Source organism: Pseudomonas sp. WS 5051, from assembly GCF_012985715.1.
GTDB classification, from domain to species: Bacteria; Pseudomonadota; Gammaproteobacteria; order Pseudomonadales; family Pseudomonadaceae; genus Aquipseudomonas; species Aquipseudomonas bubulae.
This window is the reverse complement of sequence record NZ_JAAQWV010000002.1, coordinates 445,338-464,479: the sequence shown is the minus strand read 5'-3', so window position 1 is coordinate 464,479 and position 19,142 is coordinate 445,338. Positions and strand designations below refer to the sequence as shown.

Sequence of the window (19,142 nt, the reverse complement as noted above, 5' to 3'; positions counted from 1 at the left end):
TATCGCTGCTGGTCTGTCCAATCAGCTTCAGTCCAGTCGAGCGGGAGGTGGTGTAGAGGTGTACTGGCGGGGTGTGTGTGACTGCACACAAATTACACACGATATACCTTGTAGGCCACGGAAATACTGATTAAACCGTCCAATCCATCATGGGCGCAACAGAAAACCGCCGAGACAGCGCAGCCCCTGTGTTTACTGGCTTTGAAGCAATATTCTGTACCATTGTGCTCTACGTTTTTGCAGCGTTTTTAGGGGGTAAAAGGGCGTATTTTGAAGTCGACTGGTACAATTTACCAATCAAAACAACAATTGTACCAGGCGATCATGGCCACTATCCGAGCACGCAAGCGTACTGACGGCAGCATCAGTTACACGGCACAAGTACGCCTGTTTTGCGATGGGTTGCAAGTCTACCAAGAGAGCCAGATCTTCGCCCGATAACAGACGGCCTGGCAGCTTTGGGTCGATTGCGGGACTTTGCAACAGGCAGCAATCGGACAGATGCAGCCACTCGAACAACATAACCTGAGCGCTGTTTTGCAGCGCCAAACGGTCACTTATGTTCCGCTGCCAACATTGATCTGAACTGGGAAATACTCTCTGAAGATAGCCCGGCACCTTCGAATACTGCGCAGGTGAAGCTAACGGGGGCAGGGCCTGGAGCGGTTATGATGCGGTCTGCAATCACCGCTATCGGACTGTTTCGATAAAACCCGTGACCTTCATAACCTGCAGCATTCTCTTGTAAGAAATTAGCACTGTTTGAGGTATGTGGAGTCTTGTCGAGAAGCCCGGCCCTCGCAAGTGCCAGAGTTCCCCCACAGATACCGGCAATCGTCGCTCCACTTGAACGACTGGCATGAAGAAAGTCTCGAATATCCGGTGCTTCTGCACGTTCCCAGACCATTCCCCCGATAACGACCACAACATCCGGTTTCCAGTCCAGGCATTGTTGCAAGTTACTATCGATCGTTACAGGCAGCCCGCCCTGCGAGTGGATCTGTCCCGGAGCAAAAGCGAAAAACCTGACGTCGATCCCGTAAAATGGGGACGCAGTTCCAGCTATAAAAGCATATTCCCAGTCAGCAAAACCGGGGCTCAGTAGTAAACCTATGCGTGCCATCAGTCAGAATCCTCCATGAATGCCAACACCCTATGGCGACAATAAATGGATATCAAGGGCTGCTTTGGGTCGAATAGCAGTCGCTCGCAAAAATCTGCTCTCTACCTATATATGCCAGGACTCAGCCTCGACGTAGCGGGCCAACGCACGTTTGAGGTGGTACTAACGGTCGCGGTCGGTGGCTTGGGACAACTGGTCGAGCTGCTCCACGAGCGCCTCTTCAACACAGAATGACAACACGGGCGGTGCCATGATGGAATCCTCACTCTTGAGTGTATACAGCGTATACGGGTTCTAAAGCTGCACACCCAGGTGGCTGATGAGAACAGAGGTTTCTTGTAGCTTCAGACAAACGCACCGGTGTCTCTGCAAACTACCTGCGATAGCTTATTTTCGTCCTTGGGTGCCATTAAAGCGAAAAAAGGCCAGCCACATCATGGCCAGCCTTTTTGCTTGCTTGAACCACCACCTGAAAATCAGGCTGCCTTGTTACTGATGCGAACTTCGAGTTCCAGATCTGCACTGGCCAACATATTCACCAAAGCATCCAGAGAAAATTTTTCAATTTTCCCCTTGAGCAAATCATTCAGCCTTGGCTGAGTGATATGCAGCCGCTGGGCCGCTTCTTTTTGCGATACATCCCAGGTTTTCACTACCCGCCTGATGGCTCGCATCAACTGAGAACGGACACGCAGGTTCTCGGCTTCTTCTGGCGTATCAACCAACGCATCCCAGACACTGGTAGGGCGTTCGTTTGACATACACTTTTCCTCTGATCAATCACTTGCTTACTAATTTTGGACAACTGTTTTGCTACAAGTTCTTTTAAAAAAGTGACAGGTGTACTTTTTTTGAGTCGGGTCATAGCTAGGGCTTTACCCCTTCACCGTTGGTAAAGGGGATCGCCACGCCACCCTACGCTCAACCCAGCGATTTGTATCGGGTTCTACCCAGATCCAAATCACGCTTTTCCGTCTTTTGAGTTGTCTTGCGGAAGGCATGCAACACATAGATTGCTTCCGGCCGATTGACCACATAAAACACGCGAAAAGCCCCATCATCACATGCAATCCGGATTTCCTGAACACCCTTGCCAACGGATTTCATTGGCTTGAAGTCGTCAGGCTCTTCCCCTTCCTGCAGTAGTTCTAGCTGAAAACCTGCTCGCTTCCTAGGCACTTCAGGGAAGTCCCGCAGGTCTTGCAAGCTACTTCCAACCCACATGATTTCCTTCATTTCTCGGTTGGGCATCGCTGCACCTCCGTCTTATCAAACATTTTATGCATCTGAAAGTAGTCATCGGTCGCTTCCTCTCTGGTCAAAAATCGAACAGGCATGTTGCTCGTCTCACCTACGGATTCGCGTGTGCGAATCCACGCCTGCGAGATAAACATTATATCTGTTTTGATATAAATACAAGGTCATCTCTCATCACTGTTTTGCAGACATCAAGAGGTGGGGCCATCATGCATGCGAAATGCTCCCAGTGAGGCTACGAGTCCTTGTGCGGCTCATTTCCACGTTGGGATGCGGTCAGCCGCTTCCTGACGGTGCTGGTGAATCTGTGTAGGGATTTATTCAGATGTTGGCGAATGCCAGTTTGTCGAGTGGGCTTCATTCCTGGACATTCATCCTTTGTAGGGCCGTTGAACATTGGAGGTGAGCTTACCGAGAGATATTCAGGAGTTTCGTACGACGTTTCGCTTTCCATCTCGCGAATCATCCGAGAGAATCCCGTTCGCTTGCGCCTGCTCAAATCGGGGAATAGTCTCGGCCCATCGCTGCAAAATCAGCGGTCGGGTTTAGTAGCCCGGTGTTACCAGGCGCAATGCGCCACCTTAGCGAGGCGCTTTTTTTGGCCTTCGTTTTATGGTGGCCGTGCGCAGGGCGCCCTTGTGGCGCGCCGGTTTCCTGGTACACCGGTCTACTAACCTGCGTACGGCTGCCACCCAGTCGTTTAGTAGCGATAGGTGACAGCTCCTTTTTATGTACCAGGAGTCATCACAATGAAAAAAGTTGTCCCCGATCCCCCCTCATTGACCCTGCAAGATGCTGAACAGTGCGATTCACAGTCGCTGGACCGTGCGGCCGTCAGGCGTGCGCTCGATTATTACCTGCACGATCATAAGCCTGCTCGCCCCATAAGCACGGCTATATTTGCCATCCCGGACAGTGTCAATTCAGAAGCGGCTTTGGCCCAAGCGTCAGACTTGTTGCGCTGTGCGGTTGCTTCGGCGAGTGAGGCGGGGGATGGTTTGTGCGGGCTCGCGCGCGACCGGGTGTTGTCGGTCATGCATCTGGTGGAGCTGGCCAGGGCGTATGTCGATAAATCGCTGGACGGTGTGGCGATGCACTGATGCAGCACGCGCCTGGTTGGCGGCAGGCGCGTTATTGATCTCTGGGTATATTGGGTACTTTTCGAAAATCGCGGCAAGTTGATCGGAGCCTCCCTAGGTAGCTGACAAGCTGCCCAACAATACAAGGAAGTCAATGCTGAGTTCACTGGTATCAAATGGTCAGCAACCAACGTCGGATCAATCAGAACTGGTGGTGCCTTGGTGGAGCTTTACGAAGACCATCCTGGCTGTAACCGCCCTGTCATTAGTACTTGATGGGCGGATCGGACTGGACACCCCGATACCTGATCAGCCATTCACGTTGCGCCAACTGCTTAGGCATGAGGCAGGGCTCGCCGATTATGGTGAACTTGCAGATTATCACGCCGCCGTTGCCAACCATGAGGCTGCATGGTCAGCAGACGAAATGATGCAGCGCCTTGATGGCGCTCGGCTTCGATATACCCCCGGAACTGGATGGCGCTATTCCAATGTGGGTTACCTTCTCATAGGCAAGCTAATTGAACAGCTGACTGACTTGTCGCTTGAAGAGGCAGTGGGTCGATACGCACTGACGCCTTTGGGGCTCTCGAGGGTTCGCTTCGCTAAAACGCCAGCAGACTTACAAGATACCCACCTTGGAAATACATCAAATTATGACCCCGGCTGGGTGTATCACGGCTTGTTAATCGGCCCCATTTCGCAAGCCGCACTCTTCCTCGACCGACTTTTCGCAGGGCATCTGCTCCCCACAGGCTTGCTCCAGGACATGCAGATAGCAAAGGCATTGGGTGGTTCGATTCCAGGACGCCCATGGATTACACCGGGATACGGCCTGGGTTTAATGCGGGGTTCGATCGACGGTGGTTTTACCCTTTGCGGACACACAGGGTGCGGGCCTGGCAGCGTCATTGCCGTTTACCGTATCTGCGACGGCGACACATCGGCCTGTTGCGCTGTTTTCGGCGCAGGCACCCGTGAAGGCACCGTCGAAACCCTCGCCGCCGAGCAACTGATACAAGTTTTGCGGTCGGGGGGTAAAGTCGTCTGAGTCCTTCGATGTATTGGCCGGCGATCCGCTACTTATCGTGGCGCAGCTCGCGGCTCAAGGTCTGAAGCATCTCTATATTGACGGAGGTCAGACCATCCAGGCTTTCCTCGCTGCGGGATTGATCAACGAGATCACTATTACACGCATTCCAGTGTTGTTGGGCAAAGGAATTCCTTTGTTCAGCCAGTTGGGTGGCGAGCTAAATTTAAGTCTGATTGACTCCTCAGCGTCTGATAACGGATTTGTACAGAGTCGTTACCAAGTGCTCGCCCAGGCTTGCTCAGTTGACAAAACAGGATCTGATTGCAGGGCTCTAGAGATTTGATGACTGCCCGCACGTCATTTGGTGCATAGCGACGTTCAAAGTCAGGTCGTAGCTAACCGACCCACATTTGCAAGCGCTGGCCACCACTGGCTCGATATCTCGAGGACGTTCTTGCTCGGCTGCCACATCAGTGGGGCACTGTTAAGTTATCGGAGATGGCAAAGTTTTAGAGTGGCTGAAACGAAATGACAAAAGAGACGGCACGTTACATCTTGATCACAGGCGCGGCAGGTACCGGCACCACGACTTTGGCGGATGTTTTAGCTAAGGAACTGAGCGCAACTCACCTGGAAGCAGATGATTTTTTGTGGCTGCCCAGTAACCCGCCCTATCTGCATCTGGCAGACAAAACGCTACGAGGAGAGCGCTTGCTACATGAAATGCGCGCTCATGACCGTGCAGTGGTTGCCGGATCAGTAATGGGCTGGGGTCAACCGCTTGAGAGCGAATTTGATCTTGTGGTGTTCCTTTATCTTCCGGTTGATCTCAGATTGGAGAGGCTAGAACGTCGAGAGGTAAAACGCTTCGGTCAAGCAAAGCCGGAGTTTCTGGCTTGGGCAGCTCAGTACGATGAGGAGGGCGTCCCTGGACGTAGCCTGGCCAGGCATCAGGAATGGCTGTCTGCGCTTACCTGTACGGTCTTAAAGCTTGAAGGGGACATGTCTGTTACAGATCGGGTGCGGCAAATACTGGATGCAGTCGACGGACTGAAGCACACACCGTCAGTCATGTGAACGTGTGTTGGCTGTAGGCTTACGTCCAGCTTGCCAAGCGAGTGGAAGAGATGGGCCAGTCATTCAGCGGCACATAAAGGTCGTCAAAAAGCTCGAGGCAGTTATCCTGGATCGGCACGTTCGCAATCAAAGCATGATGATTGCCGTGCTCTCGAGCAAGACGGGCCGCACCAGAATTTTGTAGCAGTCGGCATCGAATGCCTGCCCTGTGAGTCTGGGGGCCAGTCTGGCTTCAGACTCGCAGGTATAGGTGCCGATATAGCGCCAGCTGTCCACGACGTGGTACTCCTCGATCTCGCCATGCTGCTCGTGCAATGCGATTGCGCCTGGATAGGGCCAGTGATGCACGGCCCAGCGTTCCAAGGCACTCAACAAGCGTTGGGTATGCGCCTTAGGGCTTTCTGCCCCTTTGCAGGCACCGGCGCACTTGCCTATCTGAGCCCGAAAGCAGCCCCGTCCCGTTGATTTATCCAGGCCCAGCAGGGTGTGGCAGAGCCGGTGCTCGTCCGCAATCTGCATCAGGGCTTCGGTGGCCATCCGCCGGTTACGGAAAAGCCCGTACAACTGTGGCCCGTCGCAGATGGTGGTGGTGTCGATGATTTCCAGTACCCCGTCGACAATCCGCAATGAGCACAGACGCTGTTGACGACGAAGTCGCTTGTTCTTCAAGGGTTGCAGTTCTTTGATCAGGCGGGACTCCAACAGCAGGGCACCGATTTCTCCTGCGGTTTGCTGGTACTCGATCCGTTGTGTCTGGCGCAGCATTCGGGCTTCTTCCGGCGCGCGCAGGTGGGAAAGCAGTCGGCTGCGTATATCGATGCTTTTACCGATATAGAGCGGCATGGACTCGCCAGCAGCGTAAAAGAAATACACCCCGGGTGCTCGCGGGGCGGCCTCGACCTGAGCGCGCAGGTGGGTCGGGTATGTATAAACAAGGTCGGGGCGAGCAGTAGGGGCGGGCATGGGGTGCACCTTCAAGGTGGATCAGTAGGCCTATGTACCAAGCATGGCCAATTTCAGTTCGGGGCAATGCAATTGAACACCTCACCGCGCAGCTTTTACCAATAGTCCAGGCGTGATGTGCCAGAAGCTCGCTCAATGCCTGACGCGTCAGGGTATTCAATGTCACGTATTACTGCTGTTTGTACCACGGGAGTGCTACAAAACACATCGGAAGAACGCCTTGCTCTACGAGGATTGATCAACGGGAACAGTTATTGCTTGAAGGGCTGAGGGCGGAGGGAAATGCAGACCGCGCAGATTTGTGTGCGCTGTAAGGGTGCGTAAGTTAATCAGGAATTGCGTGTTTTCGAGCGCAAGCAGTTGACCTACTCAGAACAGTTTATAGGGAGCTATCGCTTGGAAAACCTGGTCATTCGTCATGCGCAACTAACGGATGCGACGCAGCTCTGCAATGCCGAGCGTGAAACGGCCAAAACCCCCGGTTTGCTTGTCTCGCGGCCAAGTGAGTTTAACACTGCAGCCTTTGAGCGAAAAATTCTTGCCCTGAAGGATGATGGCCTTTACCTGGTGGTTGAATGGAATGACCAGATTGTCGGGCATGCTTTGCTTGAGCCAATGGGGCTTGAGGCCTTTAAGCACGTTATGAGCCTGACTATCGTTGTGCATCCCGACTATGTGGGGCAGGGTATCGGCCATGTGTTGATGACGCGCTTGTTGCAGTGGGCCGGGGATCGCCCGGGGCTGGTAAAAGTCGAACTGCGGGTGCGTGAGGTCAATCGCCGTGCGAGGCACCTTTATCTGAAGTTCGGCTTTGTGGAAGAAGGTCGTCTTGAAAAGCGTATACGCCTACCCGATGGCAGTCTGATCGCGGATATCACCATGGCCTGGTTCGCACCGGAGCACAGCTGAAGCAGCACTGGGTGGCAGCTTGATGCCCTGACGAACTCAAGCTGTCGTCTATAGTCAGAGGACCACCCTTATTCTGAGTCCTCGACCATGCTAACGCCTCGCTCACTGATTACAGCCATTACGTGTGTTGCGCTTGTTTGTGGCCCGGTCACTGCCTCGGCCGATCCAGGTAACGGGAACGGTAAAGGCAATGACAAAGGCGGTCAGCACTATGACCAGGATCATGGCAAGCAAGGTGGCCAGGGCAATAAAGGTAAGAAGTCAGGCGCTGACGACAGGGCGCATGGCCCGAGTATCAATCGTGCAGCCACGCTTGAAATCATTCACGGGCATAGAGATTACTGGAGCCGAAGCCAGGCGCTGCCGCCCGGCATCCAGAAGAATCTGGCGCGGGGCAAGCCGCTGCCGCCGGGTATTGCCAAAAAGCTGGATGGCCGACTGGCCAGCAGGCTGCCTCATTACGAGGGGTACGAATGGCAGCAGGTGGGCACGGAGTTGATTCTGGTCTCCATTGCCACCGGGTTGGTTTATGAGATTCTCAATGGTGCCTTTGATTGATGTGACGCCGTTGTGTCGATCAGTGCCTGAAACTCCGGGCTTATCCCTCGCCTAGACCCGGGAAAAGCCCGGCCAGCCGGGGCAATGTGCCAGTGTTTATCACTAAGTGGCTGTTTTTGAATAAATTTATTTAAAAAGTGCTTCCCATATCCTCAGAGTGCGGGTATATTTGCGCTCGTTCTCACAGCGAACCCTTACAGGTTCACGGCGATTGGCAACATTCGCAAGCTGCAAGGACGTTAAATGAATGCCAGGCATTCATCGCAACAACTACAGGGGCGTCGCCAAGCGGTAAGGCAGCAGGTTTTGATCCTGCCATGCGTTGGTTCAAATCCAGCCGCCCCTGCCATTTTCCAGATCTTGTCCAGCATCGGGCAAGACTCTCCAAGCACAGCGTCAACGCCGTTCGGCCTGACGCAACCTCGCTAGTCACCCATCCCATACCAATTAATACCACTGTCTTTTTCTTGCCCATTCGGTTTGTGGCGGATCAGTCCTGCGCGTTTCTGCAGCTCAACCCATTGCCTGTGAAAGCAGTGCGTACTGATGAACACCTTCAGTGGATTGCGGGGGTGTGCCGAGGGCCATTTGGGTCACCCGGTCTACTGGGCCCAGGCCGGCCCGCGTCAGCCATTCACACAGACCGCTGTTATGTGGCACATCGATACGCACAAACTGGCCAGGGATCCGTGAGAGCAGGGTGGCGATCAGGTGCCTGGCCTGCCGGGGATTTTGGGCAATCACCGGGCCAATGCAATGGCCCTTTCCGGCGCGGCGCAACAGGGCAAACGCCTGTAACTGGCCTCCGCACTCGATACCGGCCGTGTGTTCGATAGTGTCGTGCAGATGGGCGAAAATGGCACTGCGATCCAGCCCGCTGCCAGCGTTGGCCAGTGCCAGTTGCCGTGCCTGATCCTCTGCGTTGAGGCTGCGGCAGTGTTCGTCTGCGGCCAGCGGTTCAAGGGCCATACATTGTGCCGGGCCCTGGCGCTGCTCGAGGGTGCCGAACTCGATAAAGCCCTGGCTCAGATACAGCGGTGCGCCTGCCGCCGAGGCATTGAGGATCGCCGTGGCCGGCTTGCAGGCCTCGAGCGCCAGCTCCATCAATCGGCGGCCAACACCCTGGCCCTGATAATCGGGGCTGACCACCACCAGGCCAATGGTTGCAAACGCACCTTGTGGGCAGGCGAACGCCGTGCCGATCAAGCGCTCACCTTCGCAGGCCACAAAGCCTTTGCACAACCGGTGCAACAACGCCCAGTCTTCCAGGCGATGGGGCCAGTTCAGTTGCGCGGACAACCTGTGGGCGGCGGGCAAGTCGGCCCGGGTCATGGCGCGGTAGGTGAAGGCAGCCTGTTGCGGCGCGGGCATGATGAAACTCCTGGAACATGTGCGCACTATCTACAGGTATTGCCGCCGCGCTTTCAACCCCCGTGTGCGACCTCATGCCTGGCCGACATGATGCTCGCCACCTGACGTGGCTGGCAGTTGAGGTAGGCCGAGGATTGCAGCCATTGCTGGTCGGGGTACCAGGCAAACATGAACTGGCCATTTTTGAGTTTATCTACGACCTGACGCGCCACTTGCGGGCGGACCGCCGGGCAGCCGAGGCTGCGGCCGATGCGGCCCTGGGTTTTGCTCCACAGCGGGTTCACGTAATTGGCGGGGTGGATCACGATCGCCCGTTCACGGGCCTGGTCATTGATGCCGGGCTCAAGGCCGTCCATGCGCAATGAGTAACCATGGCTGCCCACATAGCTTTCCTGGGTGCTGAACAGGCCGAGACTGGACTGGTTGCTGCCTTCGGTATTGGAGAAACTGGTGGCGAAGTTCTCGCCGGATTGTTTTCCGTGGGCCACCAGATCACGCAGAACCAATGTCTTGCGGGTCAGGTCAAAGATCCAGAGACGGCGAGCGGTTGAAGGTTGCGAGAAGTCGATTACCGCCAGATGCCGAGCCTGTTTGGCTCCGTTATTGACCGCACACTGCATGGCGCTGAGGGCGCTTTTCAGGGCCTGGGGGTTGAGTTCCGGGGCGGCATGGCTGAGCTTGTTGAGCAAGAGCGGATTAGCAGCGTAGGCAGTAGTGCAGGTTGCGCTTAAGGCGATGGCTGCAAAGCAAAAACGGCGTAAAAAGTTGAGCATGATTTGCGTATTCTCGATGGAGTCAGACCAGTAATGCTGCGCCGATAACTTGGCGCTTGGGTTTTAACTGCTAGCCTGTGGGTTTGCCGTGACCGCTGATTGAGCTGAAGTTAAAGATGACGGCCCATAATTGGAGTAAAGCAGTTGTTCAAAAAACGCGCATTTTACTTGAGCATTGCCTTGCTGACTGTGCCACTGGTCGCTGTAGCCGATCCCCTACAGGCAGACACCACAAGCCCGGTACAACAAGCGCTCAGCCAACTGCCGCAAGCCTGTCCGGTCCTGGCGCCACGGGTCAATGCACCGATGCTGCGAATGCTGCAGGGGTTTTATCAGGGGCAGAATGACCAGCCGGTATGGGCGGTCAATGGCCGTTTGAGCGCCCTGCAAGGGGAGCTTGCGCAGTTGGCGGATGACGGTCTGGACCCCGACACCTACAAACTGCCTGTCGCTGGTGATCTGTGTGCCGATATCGGGATCAGCCAGCAGTATCTGCAAGCCTTGCAGGACCTGCACTATGGTCGCCTGCAGCAGTCGCGGTTCGAGCCGGTATGGCATGCCAGTGAGGTTGCACAAGACCGCCAGGCCCGCATCCTGGCCTTTGCCGGCCCGGGCCTGGCGGACTTGCCCCGGGCTTTTGAACAGGCGCGCCCGCAAAACGAGCTGTATCAAAACCTGCGCCGGGTTTATGCCCGCCAGCGCCAGCAACCCCTGCCACAATGGCAACCGCTGGCCAGCGGTCCGTTGCTGCGCCCTGGCACTGAGGATGCGCGGGTGCCCGAACTGGCCCGGCGGCTGGTCAGTGAAGGCTATCTCAACGCGATGCCGTTGACGGTCGATCATCATTACAGCAATGAGCTGGTGGCAGCGGTGAAGAGCTTTCAGCTCGATCACTCCTTGCAGGCTGATGGAGTCGTCGGTGCGGGCACCTTGAAAGAACTGAATATCAGCCCCCGTGAGCGGCGCGAACAGCTGCGCATCAATCTGGAGCGCTTTCGCTGGATAGCCCAGGATCTGGAGCCCGATATCCTGCTGGTCAATGTGCCCGCAGCGCAACTGACCGTGTACCGCAACGGTGTGCCGGTGTGGCAGACACGCACCCAGGTCGGTCGTGCCGAGCGCCAGACCCCGCTGCTCAAGTCCCGGGTCAATCGCCTTACGCTCAACCCGACCTGGACCATTCCGCCGACCATCTTTCGTGAAGACAAACTGCCGCAGATCCGTCGCGACCCGTCTTTCCTCAGCCGTCAGGACCTGCAGATTGTGGACAGCAACGGCCAGCCGCTGGCGGCTCAGGATATCGACTGGGATCGACCGGGCAACATCCTGCTGCGCCAGGGCGCGGGGCCGAGGAACCCGTTGGGCCGTATTGCCATCCGCTTCCCCAATCCGTTCTCGGTGTACCTCCACGACACCCCTAGCCAGGCCTTGTTCAGCAAGGGGCCACGGGCCTTCAGTTCGGGTTGCGTGCGGGTTGAAGCGGTGTTCCAGCTGCGTGACTTGCTGGTGACACCTGCCGAAAAAGTCCGTAGCGAGGAGCTGTTGGGTACCGGGCTGACCCATGAGTTCAGGCTGTCGAACCCGACACCGATCCTGATGACCTACTGGACCGCCCAGGCAAACAAGGACGGCAAGGTGACCTACGCACCGGATATCTACAATCATGACCCGGCATTGATTGCGGCTCTGGCCAGCAAAAAATAATTCGGCTATTGCGGACTTTCGTAGCAGCTGACGAACGCAGCCTCGCTCCGCTCGTCAGCTGCTACATAGTCTTGGGCAACTTGCCTCATCTGCAGGCGAGCCACTAGTATCCAGCTCCCGATTGTCGACCCTGAGAGCCCCCATGAGCTGCTGGCCCGATTCGCGTTTCACCGATCTGCTGGGTATCGCCCACCCCCTGATTCAGGCACCGATGCTGGGCGCTGGCGCCGATATCATGATCGGCGTGGCACAGGCCGGGGGGCTGGCCTCACTGGCCTGCGCCACGTTGAGCCTGGAGGCGATTCGCAGCGAGGTGGCAACCTTTCGGGCTGCCTGCGACCAGCCGCTCAACCTGAACTTTTTCTGCCATCAGCCTCCGGAGTACGACGAGGCTGCCATCGAGCAGTGGAAGTCGCTGTTCAAGGCCTATTACAGCGAGCTCGGCGCCGATTATGACGCGCCCACTCCGATATCCAGCCGCGCGCCTTTCGATGAAGCCACCTGCGCCCTGGTCGAGGAATTGCGCCCCGAAGTGGTGAGTTTTCACTTCGCCCTGCCGGCACCGGAGTTTGTGGCCAGGGTCAAGGCCTGTGGGGCCAGGGTGCTCAGTTCGGCCACGACGGTTGACGAGGCGCAATGGCTGGAACACCACGGCTGTGACGCAATTATCGCCATGGGCTATGAAGCGGGCGGTCATCGGGCGATGTTCCTGCATCGTGAGCTGACCACGCAAATCGGCACCTTCGCTCTGGTGCCGCAAATCGTCGATGCCGTGTCGGTGCCGGTGATTGCTGCAGGCGGCATCGCCGATGCGCGAGGGATCGCGGCGGCGTTTGCACTTGGCGCCAGTGCCGTGCAAATCGGCACTGCTTACCTGTTTTGCCCTGAAGCAAAGCTGGCCAGGGCTCATCACCGTGCGTTGCGCGAGGCTCAGGCCAGTGATACCGCGCTGACCAATCTGTTTACCGGGCGGCCAGCACGGGGCATCGTCAATCGGGTCATGCGCGAACTGGGCCCGCTCAATCCCCAGGCCCCGGCTTTTCCGTTGGCCGGTGGTGTGCTGCTGCCGCTCAAGGCCAAATCCGGGGCTGACAGCGGCGACTTTATCAACCTGTGGGCGGGCCAGGCTTTCCCCCTGAGCCCCGGGCGCATGGCCGAGCTGACGTCGTATGAGCTGACACGCAAATTTATCGACGATTATGCCGCCCGCTCTACATGCCTATAGCAATTTTGCCCGGCATGGCTGGCGGTGCGAATCAGCAACATGATTGCACCTGCCACCGGCAGGCTTACCAGCAGTAATGCATAGCGCAGCGATTCAATACCGAAAGCCGGCTGCAGGGCATCGCTGAGCAAACCGGCCAGCAACGGCCCCAGGCCAATCCCCAGCAGGGTCGAAATAATGGTCTGCAAGGCCATCGCCGTACCCCGGCGGTTGGCCGGGACCAGTTGGGTGATCAGATTGAACGACGGCGCCACCCACCACACCGAAAAAAAGCTGTAGAGCGCGCACAGCAGCATCGCACTGGGCACCGGTACGCTGCCCACCTGCAGCCACACTGTGTTTGGCCACAGCAGGTAGGCGAACAGCGCACTGAGCGCTGTCACATGCCCTATGACCGGAATGCCCACTTGCCAGTGCGGGTTGCGCCGGGTCAGGTGGTCACTCAGCCAGCCGCTGAACAAGGCGCCGATCCCGGCAAAGCCGCCACAGATAAAACCCGCCAGCAGCCCGGCATGTTGCAGTGACAAACCGTGGGAGCGCACCAGAAAGCTGGTGTTCCACATGCCGATTGCATACGAGCCCAGGGTGGTCAAACCACCCGCCATCACCAGGCAACGGTAAGCGGGCAGGGCCCAGAGTTTGCGTGCCTCGCTGCCCATGCTCTGCAGGGGGTGGGCCGCGTGGGCGCTGGCCAGGTCCCAGCGGCCACGCGCCGGGTCCTTCACCACAAAGGCCAGCAGCGTGGAGAACATCAGCGCCGGCATGCCGATCACGATAAACGCGGTGCGCCAGCCATAGTGCTCAACCACCCAGGCGCCAAGGCTGAGGCCGATCACTGCGGAGAAGGTCGGTGCCGCCGTGAAGCAACTGATGGCAAACGATCGGCGATGGGGCGGGTAGAGGTCGGCAATGATCGACATCGATGTCGAGGTGGTCGGCGACTCGCTCACTGCCACAGCCATGCGTGCCAGGGCGAGCATCCAGAAGCTCACTGCCAGCCCGCACAACATGGTTGCCACGGCCCACAGCAAACAGGCGATGGCCAATAAGCGGGTGCGTACCATACGGTCGGCCAGGCGACCGGCAGGCAGGGCAAGCAGGGCGAATACCGCGGCAAAGGCCAGGCCGGAAATCAGCCCCATCGCTGTGTCACTGACGCCGAACTCGGCTTTGATCGGCTCAATCATCACTGCCAGAATCTGGCGCCCGACAAAGTTGTCGGCAAACACCGCTGCCAGCAATAACAGCAAAGCATGGCTGCGCCAGCCGACATGAGTGTTGGACATGGTGGGTTTCCTGTGAGGTAACAACGCCGAAGGCGCTGACCCGGTCAGCGCCTCCGTCAAGGTGCGACGCCTCAGGCCCGTTGGCGCGCCAGGGTCATGGCGGTGTCTTCGATCATGTCTTCCTGGCCGCCAACCATGCCGCGGCGACCCATCTCCACCAGAATCTCCCGTGCTGGCACGCCGTACTTTTTCTCGGCGCGCTTGGCAAACAGCAGGAACGAGCCATACACCCCGGCGTAGCCCATGGTCAGGGCATCGCGGTCGCTGCGGATCGGGAAGTCCATGATCGGCACCACCAGATCCTCGGCCACGTCCTGAATGCCAAACACACTGACCCCGGTTTCTATGCCCATGCGGTCGCACACGGCCACCAGGATTTCCATCGGCGTATTCCCCGCGCCCGCGCCGAGCCCGGCCGCTGCAGCGTCGATGCGGGTGGCTCCGGCCTCGATGGCCGCGATGGAGTTGGATACGCCCATCGACAGGTTGTGATGGCCGTGAAAGCCGATCTCGGTGTCCGGGTGCAGGGCCGCACGCAGGGCTGCAACCCGCGCCTTGATATCGTGTGGCAGCATGTAGCCGGCCGAATCGGTGAGGTAGACGCAGTTGGCGCCGAAGCTCTCCATCAACTTGCCCTGTTTGACCAGCCCCTCGGGACTGTTCATATGGGCCATCATCAAGAAACCCACGGTGTCCATGCCCAGCTTGCGGGCATAGGAGATGTGTTGCTCGGACACGTCCGCCTCGGTGCAATGGGTCGCCACGCGGATGGTATTGACCCCCAGTTCATGGGCCATTTGCAGATGGTCCACGGTGCCGATACCCGGCAGCAGCAGGGCTGACACCCTGGCCTTTTTCATCATCGGGATCACGGCCGACAGGTACTGCTCATCGGTGTGCGCCGGGAAGCCGTAGTTCACCGAGCTGCCACCCAGGCCGTCGCCATGGGTGACCTCAATCAGCGGCACGCCGGCTGCGTCCAGGCCGCAGGCGATGTCTTTCATCTGCTGCAGGCTGATCTGGTGACGCTTGGGGTGCATGCCGTCGCGCAGGCACATGTCATGCACGGTAATTTTTTTGCCGCGAAGATCCATGATCGGCTCCTTAAGCGAGGGCAGGTTGGGGGGCTGATGCCTTGAGTTGCAGCTCGCCCTTGAGGATTTCCTCGGCGAACATCTCGGCGGTGCGGGCGGCCGCGGCGGTCATGATGTCCAGGTTGCCGGCGTACTTGGGCAAGTAGTCGCCCAGGCCTTCGACCTCCATGAAAATCGAGACCCGGTTGCCGTCAAACACCGGGCCGTTGACCAGCTTGTAGCCGGGCACATACTGCTGCACCTGCTCGATCATGCTGGCGATGGCCAGGCTGATAGCGGCTTGATCCGGTTCGGTTTCAGTCAGGCAATGCACGGTATCGCGCATGATCAGCGGCGGCTCGGCGGGGTTGACGATAATGATCGCCTTGCCCTTTTTCGCCCCACCCACCTGCTCGATGGCACTGGCCGTGGTGCGGGTGAATTCGTCGATATTCTTGCGCGTGCCCGGGCCCACCGATTTGGACGCGGCAGTGGCGACGATTTCGGCGTAAGCCACCGGCTGGACGCTGGACACGGCCGCCACCAGCGGAATGGTCGCCTGGCCGCCGCAGGTGACCATATTGACGTTCATGGCGCCGCGCTTGAGGTTGGCCTTGAGGTTGACCGGCGGCACGCAATACGGGCCAATGGCAGCCGGTGTCAGGTCGATCATCAGCACGCCCAGCTCGTTGAGCTTGCGGCTGTTTTCAGCATGGACATAAGCCGAGGTGGCATCGAAGGCGATCTGGATATTGTCTGCCAGCACGTGCGGCAACAGACCGTCGACCCCGTCACTGGTGGTCTTCAGGCCCATCTCGCGGGCGCGGCTCAGGCCTTCGGAGGTGGCATCGATGCCCACCATCCACACGGGCTCCAGCACTTCGCTGCGCAGCAGCTTGTAAAGCAGATCGGTGCCGATATTGCCCGGCCCGATCAGGGCACATTTGATCTTTTTGCTCATGGCTAAGGTCTCGAAGGGGGGTTAGGGCACAAAGCGCAGGTTGGCAGAGCCCAGGCCGCTGAGAGTCAGGCTGACCTCATCGCCGGGTTGTACCGGAACCAGCGGCGCCAGTGCGCCGGAAAGGATGATTTCGCCCTTGCGAAACGGGATGTCGAACTTGCCCAGGGTATTGGCCAGCCAGGCCACGGCCTCGCAGGGGTGGCCCTGTACCGCCGAGCCAAAACCATGACCGGCGGGCTGGCCGTTTTTCAGCAAGTGCAACTCGACCTTGGCCAGATCCAGCTCGCGCGGGTTGATGCGCTGTTCGCCCAGGGCGAACACACCGCAGGAAGCGTTGTCGGCCACGGTGTCCTGAATGCGGATTTTCCAGTCGGCAATGCGCGAGTCGACAATTTCGAAACACGGCACCACCCATTGGCTGGCTGCCATTACGTCTTCGGCGGTGATGCCGGGGCCGTGCAGGTCTTCGCCGAGGATAAAGGCGATTTCGCCTTCAGCCCGTGGCTGCACCAGGTGGTGGGCGGCAAAGCTCACATCGCTGTTGTCGGCGACTTGCATGCGGTCGGTCAAGAAGCCGAAATCGGGCTGGTGCACATCAAGCATGTCCTGCACGGCACGGCTGGTAACGCCAATTTTTTTGCCGACCACCTGCTCGCCCAGCGCCTGGCGGCGTTGCAAGAAACGCAGGGAAATGCGGTAGGCCGTGTCCAGGGTCAAATCCGGGTAACGGGCGGTCAATGGCTCAAGGCCGCGCCGCTCCAGCAGGGCGTGAAACAACTCGTCGCCCAGGGCTTCAATCAACTGTGTGTCCATAAATTGGCTCTCGGGAGGCTATGCAGGAAATCCTCTTGTGGGAGCGAGCCTGCTCGCGAAACTTCTTCGCGAGCAGGCTCGCTCCCACGGTTTGATGGTGGCTCAACCCGGCCAGACGCTCGATTCGGCGCCGCCGTCTACTTCCAGGATCTTGCCGGTGACCCAGCGTGAAGCCGGGCTGGCCAGGTACAGCGCTGCAGCCGCGATATCTTCAACTTCGCCCAGGCTTTGCAGCGGCGTGGCCTTGATCATGCCGTCGCGCATGGCCACCGGCAGCACGCCATTGAGGGCGGCAGTCAGTACCGGGCCGGGAGCAATGCCGTTGACCCGTACCTGCGGCGCAAAGTCCTGGGCCAGCAGGCGGGTCATATGGCTCAGCGCCGCCTTGGCGGTGCCGTAGGCGCTGAATTGGGTTTGCGCATAACGCGCCGCGCCCGAGGTGATATTGATGATGTTGCCGCTGCCGGCTTCGCGCATATGCGGCACGCACAGCTGGCTAAGGTGATAGGCCGAAGACACGTTGAAGCGCATGATTTCTTCAAAACGCTCCACGCTCAGGGTCAGCGGGTCGTTGGGCCCGGCGCCGCCAGCATTGTTTACCAGGTGGGTGATGCGGCCCATCTGCTCGCGGGCCTGGGTGACCAGAGCGCTGCGCTGTTCGCTGTCATTGACGTCGCAGCTCAGGGCCAGGGCCCGACGGCCGAGGCTGCGTACTTCTTCGGCTACGGCTTCAACGTCGGCCAGGGTGCGGGCAGCCAGAACCACGTCGGCGCCTGCTTCAGCATAGGCCAGGGCGATGCCGCGCCCGATGCCGCGGCCGCCGCCGGTGATCACCGCCACGCTGCCGGTCAGGTTGAAGCGCTGAATAATATTCATAAAAGTCCTTTTCCTTTTTAGGTACAAAGCTAGCGGGGCGCCCACAGGTCGGGCAAGCCGGGATCACTGGCGGCAATCAGGCGCTTGAGCAGCACCTTGAGCGCCTGGGCATCACCGGGAGCGAGACGGGCCGACACGTTCTCTTCCACCGCCTTGGCCAGCGCCACCTGTTGCAGCGAGGCCTCGCGGCCGGTGGCGGTCAGCACATAGCGTGGCGCCTGCTGGCTGCCTTCGAGGGCGACCAGGTTCTGCTTTTCAAGAAAGCGCATGCTTGCCACGCTTACCACATGCCCGGTATAGCTGACGAAGTGATTGATTTCATCCAGGGTCAGGTTGTCGCGAATACACAGCACTGACAGGATAAAAAAGGCATGTTCGTCCAGCTGCTGGTTGCTCAGCAGGCGATGCAGGGCGTCGAGCAGCTGATAATGGGCGCGGCCCAGCAAGTAACCGAGCAGGTCTTCGGTGTAACTGCATTCCGGCGGTGGCGGGGTGGTTGCCAGGCGCAGCTCGCTGCGCGGCTTGCGGGTTGCCAGGGCATATTGGCCACTTTGAAAGGCCAGCGGTGCACGGTCACTGTGATCGAAGGCGAGTACTTCCCCGACGAATATCACATGGTCGCCGCCTTCATACTGAAAAGCCGTGCGGCACTGAAACCTCGCGGTGCAGTCCTGCAACAGCGGCGCGGGGCTGATGCCGTTATCGAGTTCGATTTCGGCAAACTTGTTCTCGCCCTGCATGGCAAAGCGTCCGGACAGCGGCTCCTGCTCTGTCGACAGCACATGCACGTTCCAGTGCGAACCGGCACTGAATACCGGCAGGCTGCGGGCGGACTTGGCCAGGCTCCACAGCACCAGCGGCGGGTTGAGCGATACCGAGTTGAAACTGTTGGCCGTAATGCCAATGGGCGAGCCATCTTCGGCCTGGGTGGTGATGATCGTCACCCCGGTGGTGAAGGTGCCCAGCGCGGTACGGAATGCCTGCGGGTCAAAACTGCTTTGCACTGCCATGACGAACCTCATGGATTGAATTTTCGTGCTGGCAGTATTCCCCTGGCTTGC

20 protein-coding genes, 1 tRNA gene and 2 pseudogenes are annotated in these 19,142 nt (G+C 58.4%); 10 read left to right on the top strand and 13 right to left on the bottom strand.

What is annotated here, in order from left to right:
- Positions 1-324 precede the first annotated feature (324 nt).
- A pseudogene (locus HBN79_RS24085) lies at positions 325-438 on the top strand (integrase); the annotation flags it as partial.
- A 115-nt stretch (positions 439-553) separates the two neighbouring features.
- Here HBN79_RS24085 and HBN79_RS04485 read toward each other — a convergent pair.
- From HBN79_RS04485 to HBN79_RS04475, 4 genes and pseudogenes are all read right to left on the bottom strand, one after another.
- Positions 554-1,123 (bottom strand): DJ-1/PfpI family protein, encoded by a 570-nt coding sequence (locus tag HBN79_RS04485; RefSeq protein ID WP_095032358.1) that lies wholly within the window; start codon positions 1,121-1,123, stop codon positions 554-556.
- A 165-nt stretch (positions 1,124-1,288) separates the two neighbouring features.
- A pseudogene (locus HBN79_RS23915) lies at positions 1,289-1,375 on the bottom strand (transcriptional regulator); the annotation flags it as partial.
- A 224-nt stretch (positions 1,376-1,599) separates the two neighbouring features.
- Positions 1,600-1,884 (bottom strand): XRE family transcriptional regulator, encoded by a 285-nt coding sequence (locus HBN79_RS04480; RefSeq protein ID WP_095018471.1) that lies wholly within the window; start codon positions 1,882-1,884, stop codon positions 1,600-1,602.
- Between the two features lie 160 nt (positions 1,885-2,044).
- Positions 2,045-2,374, bottom strand: coding sequence for a type II toxin-antitoxin system RelE/ParE family toxin (locus HBN79_RS04475; RefSeq protein WP_095018472.1), 330 nt, complete (start codon positions 2,372-2,374; stop codon positions 2,045-2,047).
- 755 nt (positions 2,375-3,129) lie between these two features.
- On the opposite strand from HBN79_RS04475, the gene HBN79_RS04470 reads away from it, so the two are divergent.
- The 4 genes from HBN79_RS04470 (at position 3,130) to HBN79_RS04455 (ending at position 5,569) form a co-directional block, all read left to right on the top strand.
- Positions 3,130-3,480: a DUF3077 domain-containing protein gene (locus HBN79_RS04470; RefSeq protein WP_095018473.1), complete on the top strand. Its 351-nt coding sequence runs from the start codon at positions 3,130-3,132 to the stop codon at positions 3,478-3,480.
- 133 nt (positions 3,481-3,613) lie between these two features.
- Positions 3,614-4,510 carry a serine hydrolase domain-containing protein gene (locus tag HBN79_RS04465; RefSeq protein WP_169916365.1) on the top strand — a complete coding sequence of 299 codons (897 nt, stop codon included), beginning with the start codon at positions 3,614-3,616 and terminating at the stop codon, positions 4,508-4,510.
- 13 nt (positions 4,511-4,523) lie between these two features.
- Complete coding sequence (locus tag HBN79_RS04460) at positions 4,524-4,835, top strand: dihydrofolate reductase family protein (RefSeq protein WP_262372257.1); 312 nt, start codon at positions 4,524-4,526, stop codon at positions 4,833-4,835.
- Positions 4,836-5,020: 185 nt separating this feature from the next.
- Positions 5,021-5,569: an AAA family ATPase gene (locus HBN79_RS04455; RefSeq protein ID WP_169916364.1), complete on the top strand. Its 549-nt coding sequence runs from the start codon at positions 5,021-5,023 to the stop codon at positions 5,567-5,569.
- A 126-nt stretch (positions 5,570-5,695) separates the two neighbouring features.
- Here the strand turns inward: HBN79_RS04455 and HBN79_RS04450 are convergent, their stop codons facing one another.
- A complete protein-coding gene (locus tag HBN79_RS04450; protein ID WP_095018476.1) occupies positions 5,696-6,532 on the bottom strand; it encodes an endonuclease in 837 nt (278 codons plus the stop codon).
- A gap of 396 nt (positions 6,533-6,928) precedes the next feature.
- Between HBN79_RS04450 and HBN79_RS04445 the strand changes: the two genes are divergently transcribed.
- The 3 genes from HBN79_RS04445 to HBN79_RS04435 all read left to right on the top strand — a co-directional run bounded on the left by HBN79_RS04445 (position 6,929) and on the right by HBN79_RS04435 (position 8,348).
- Positions 6,929-7,441 (top strand): GNAT family N-acetyltransferase, encoded by a 513-nt coding sequence (locus HBN79_RS04445; RefSeq protein WP_153380085.1) that lies wholly within the window; start codon positions 6,929-6,931, stop codon positions 7,439-7,441.
- 87 nt (positions 7,442-7,528) lie between these two features.
- Complete coding sequence (locus tag HBN79_RS04440) at positions 7,529-7,999, top strand: anti-virulence regulator CigR family protein (RefSeq protein ID WP_095032534.1); 471 nt, start codon at positions 7,529-7,531, stop codon at positions 7,997-7,999.
- 274 nt (positions 8,000-8,273) lie between these two features.
- Positions 8,274-8,348: transfer RNA gene (locus tag HBN79_RS04435), tRNA-Gln, on the top strand.
- A gap of 164 nt (positions 8,349-8,512) precedes the next feature.
- Here HBN79_RS04435 and HBN79_RS04430 read toward each other — a convergent pair.
- Both HBN79_RS04430 and HBN79_RS04425 read right to left on the bottom strand, forming a co-directional pair.
- Positions 8,513-9,370: a GNAT family N-acetyltransferase gene (locus HBN79_RS04430; protein WP_169916363.1), complete on the bottom strand. Its 858-nt coding sequence runs from the start codon at positions 9,368-9,370 to the stop codon at positions 8,513-8,515.
- Between the two features lie 53 nt (positions 9,371-9,423).
- Positions 9,424-10,143 carry a murein L,D-transpeptidase catalytic domain family protein gene (locus tag HBN79_RS04425; protein ID WP_095000062.1) on the bottom strand — a complete coding sequence of 240 codons (720 nt, stop codon included), beginning with the start codon at positions 10,141-10,143 and terminating at the stop codon, positions 9,424-9,426.
- Between the two features lie 144 nt (positions 10,144-10,287).
- Here HBN79_RS04425 and HBN79_RS04420 point away from each other — a divergent pair, with 144 nt between their 5' ends.
- Together HBN79_RS04420 and HBN79_RS04415 are read left to right on the top strand one after the other, a co-directional pair.
- Positions 10,288-11,847 (top strand): L,D-transpeptidase family protein, encoded by a 1,560-nt coding sequence (locus HBN79_RS04420; RefSeq protein WP_169916362.1) that lies wholly within the window; start codon positions 10,288-10,290, stop codon positions 11,845-11,847.
- Positions 11,848-11,989: 142 nt separating this feature from the next.
- Positions 11,990-13,072, top strand: coding sequence for a nitronate monooxygenase (locus HBN79_RS04415; protein WP_095024610.1), 1,083 nt, complete (start codon positions 11,990-11,992; stop codon positions 13,070-13,072).
- Here HBN79_RS04415 and HBN79_RS04410 read toward each other — a convergent pair.
- From HBN79_RS04410 to HBN79_RS04385, 6 genes are all read right to left on the bottom strand, one after another.
- Complete coding sequence (locus HBN79_RS04410) at positions 13,045-14,358, bottom strand: MFS transporter (RefSeq protein WP_095000065.1); 1,314 nt, start codon at positions 14,356-14,358, stop codon at positions 13,045-13,047. The genes HBN79_RS04415 and HBN79_RS04410 overlap by 28 nt on opposite strands.
- A 71-nt stretch (positions 14,359-14,429) precedes the next feature.
- Positions 14,430-15,452 (bottom strand): 4-hydroxy-2-oxovalerate aldolase, encoded by a 1,023-nt coding sequence (gene dmpG / locus HBN79_RS04405; RefSeq protein ID WP_095018480.1) that lies wholly within the window; start codon positions 15,450-15,452, stop codon positions 14,430-14,432.
- A gap of 10 nt (positions 15,453-15,462) precedes the next feature.
- On the bottom strand, positions 15,463-16,392 hold the full coding sequence (locus HBN79_RS04400) for an acetaldehyde dehydrogenase (acetylating) (RefSeq protein ID WP_095000067.1): 930 nt from the start codon (positions 16,390-16,392) through the stop codon (positions 15,463-15,465).
- Positions 16,393-16,413: 21 nt separating this feature from the next.
- Positions 16,414-17,205: a fumarylacetoacetate hydrolase family protein gene (locus HBN79_RS04395; protein WP_169916361.1), complete on the bottom strand. Its 792-nt coding sequence runs from the start codon at positions 17,203-17,205 to the stop codon at positions 16,414-16,416.
- Positions 17,206-17,307: 102 nt separating this feature from the next.
- Positions 17,308-18,081: a glucose 1-dehydrogenase gene (locus HBN79_RS04390; RefSeq protein ID WP_095000069.1), complete on the bottom strand. Its 774-nt coding sequence runs from the start codon at positions 18,079-18,081 to the stop codon at positions 17,308-17,310.
- Between the two features lie 29 nt (positions 18,082-18,110).
- Positions 18,111-19,091 (bottom strand): flavin reductase family protein, encoded by a 981-nt coding sequence (locus tag HBN79_RS04385; protein WP_095000070.1) that lies wholly within the window; start codon positions 19,089-19,091, stop codon positions 18,111-18,113.
- Between the last annotated feature and the right edge of the window lie 51 nt (positions 19,092-19,142).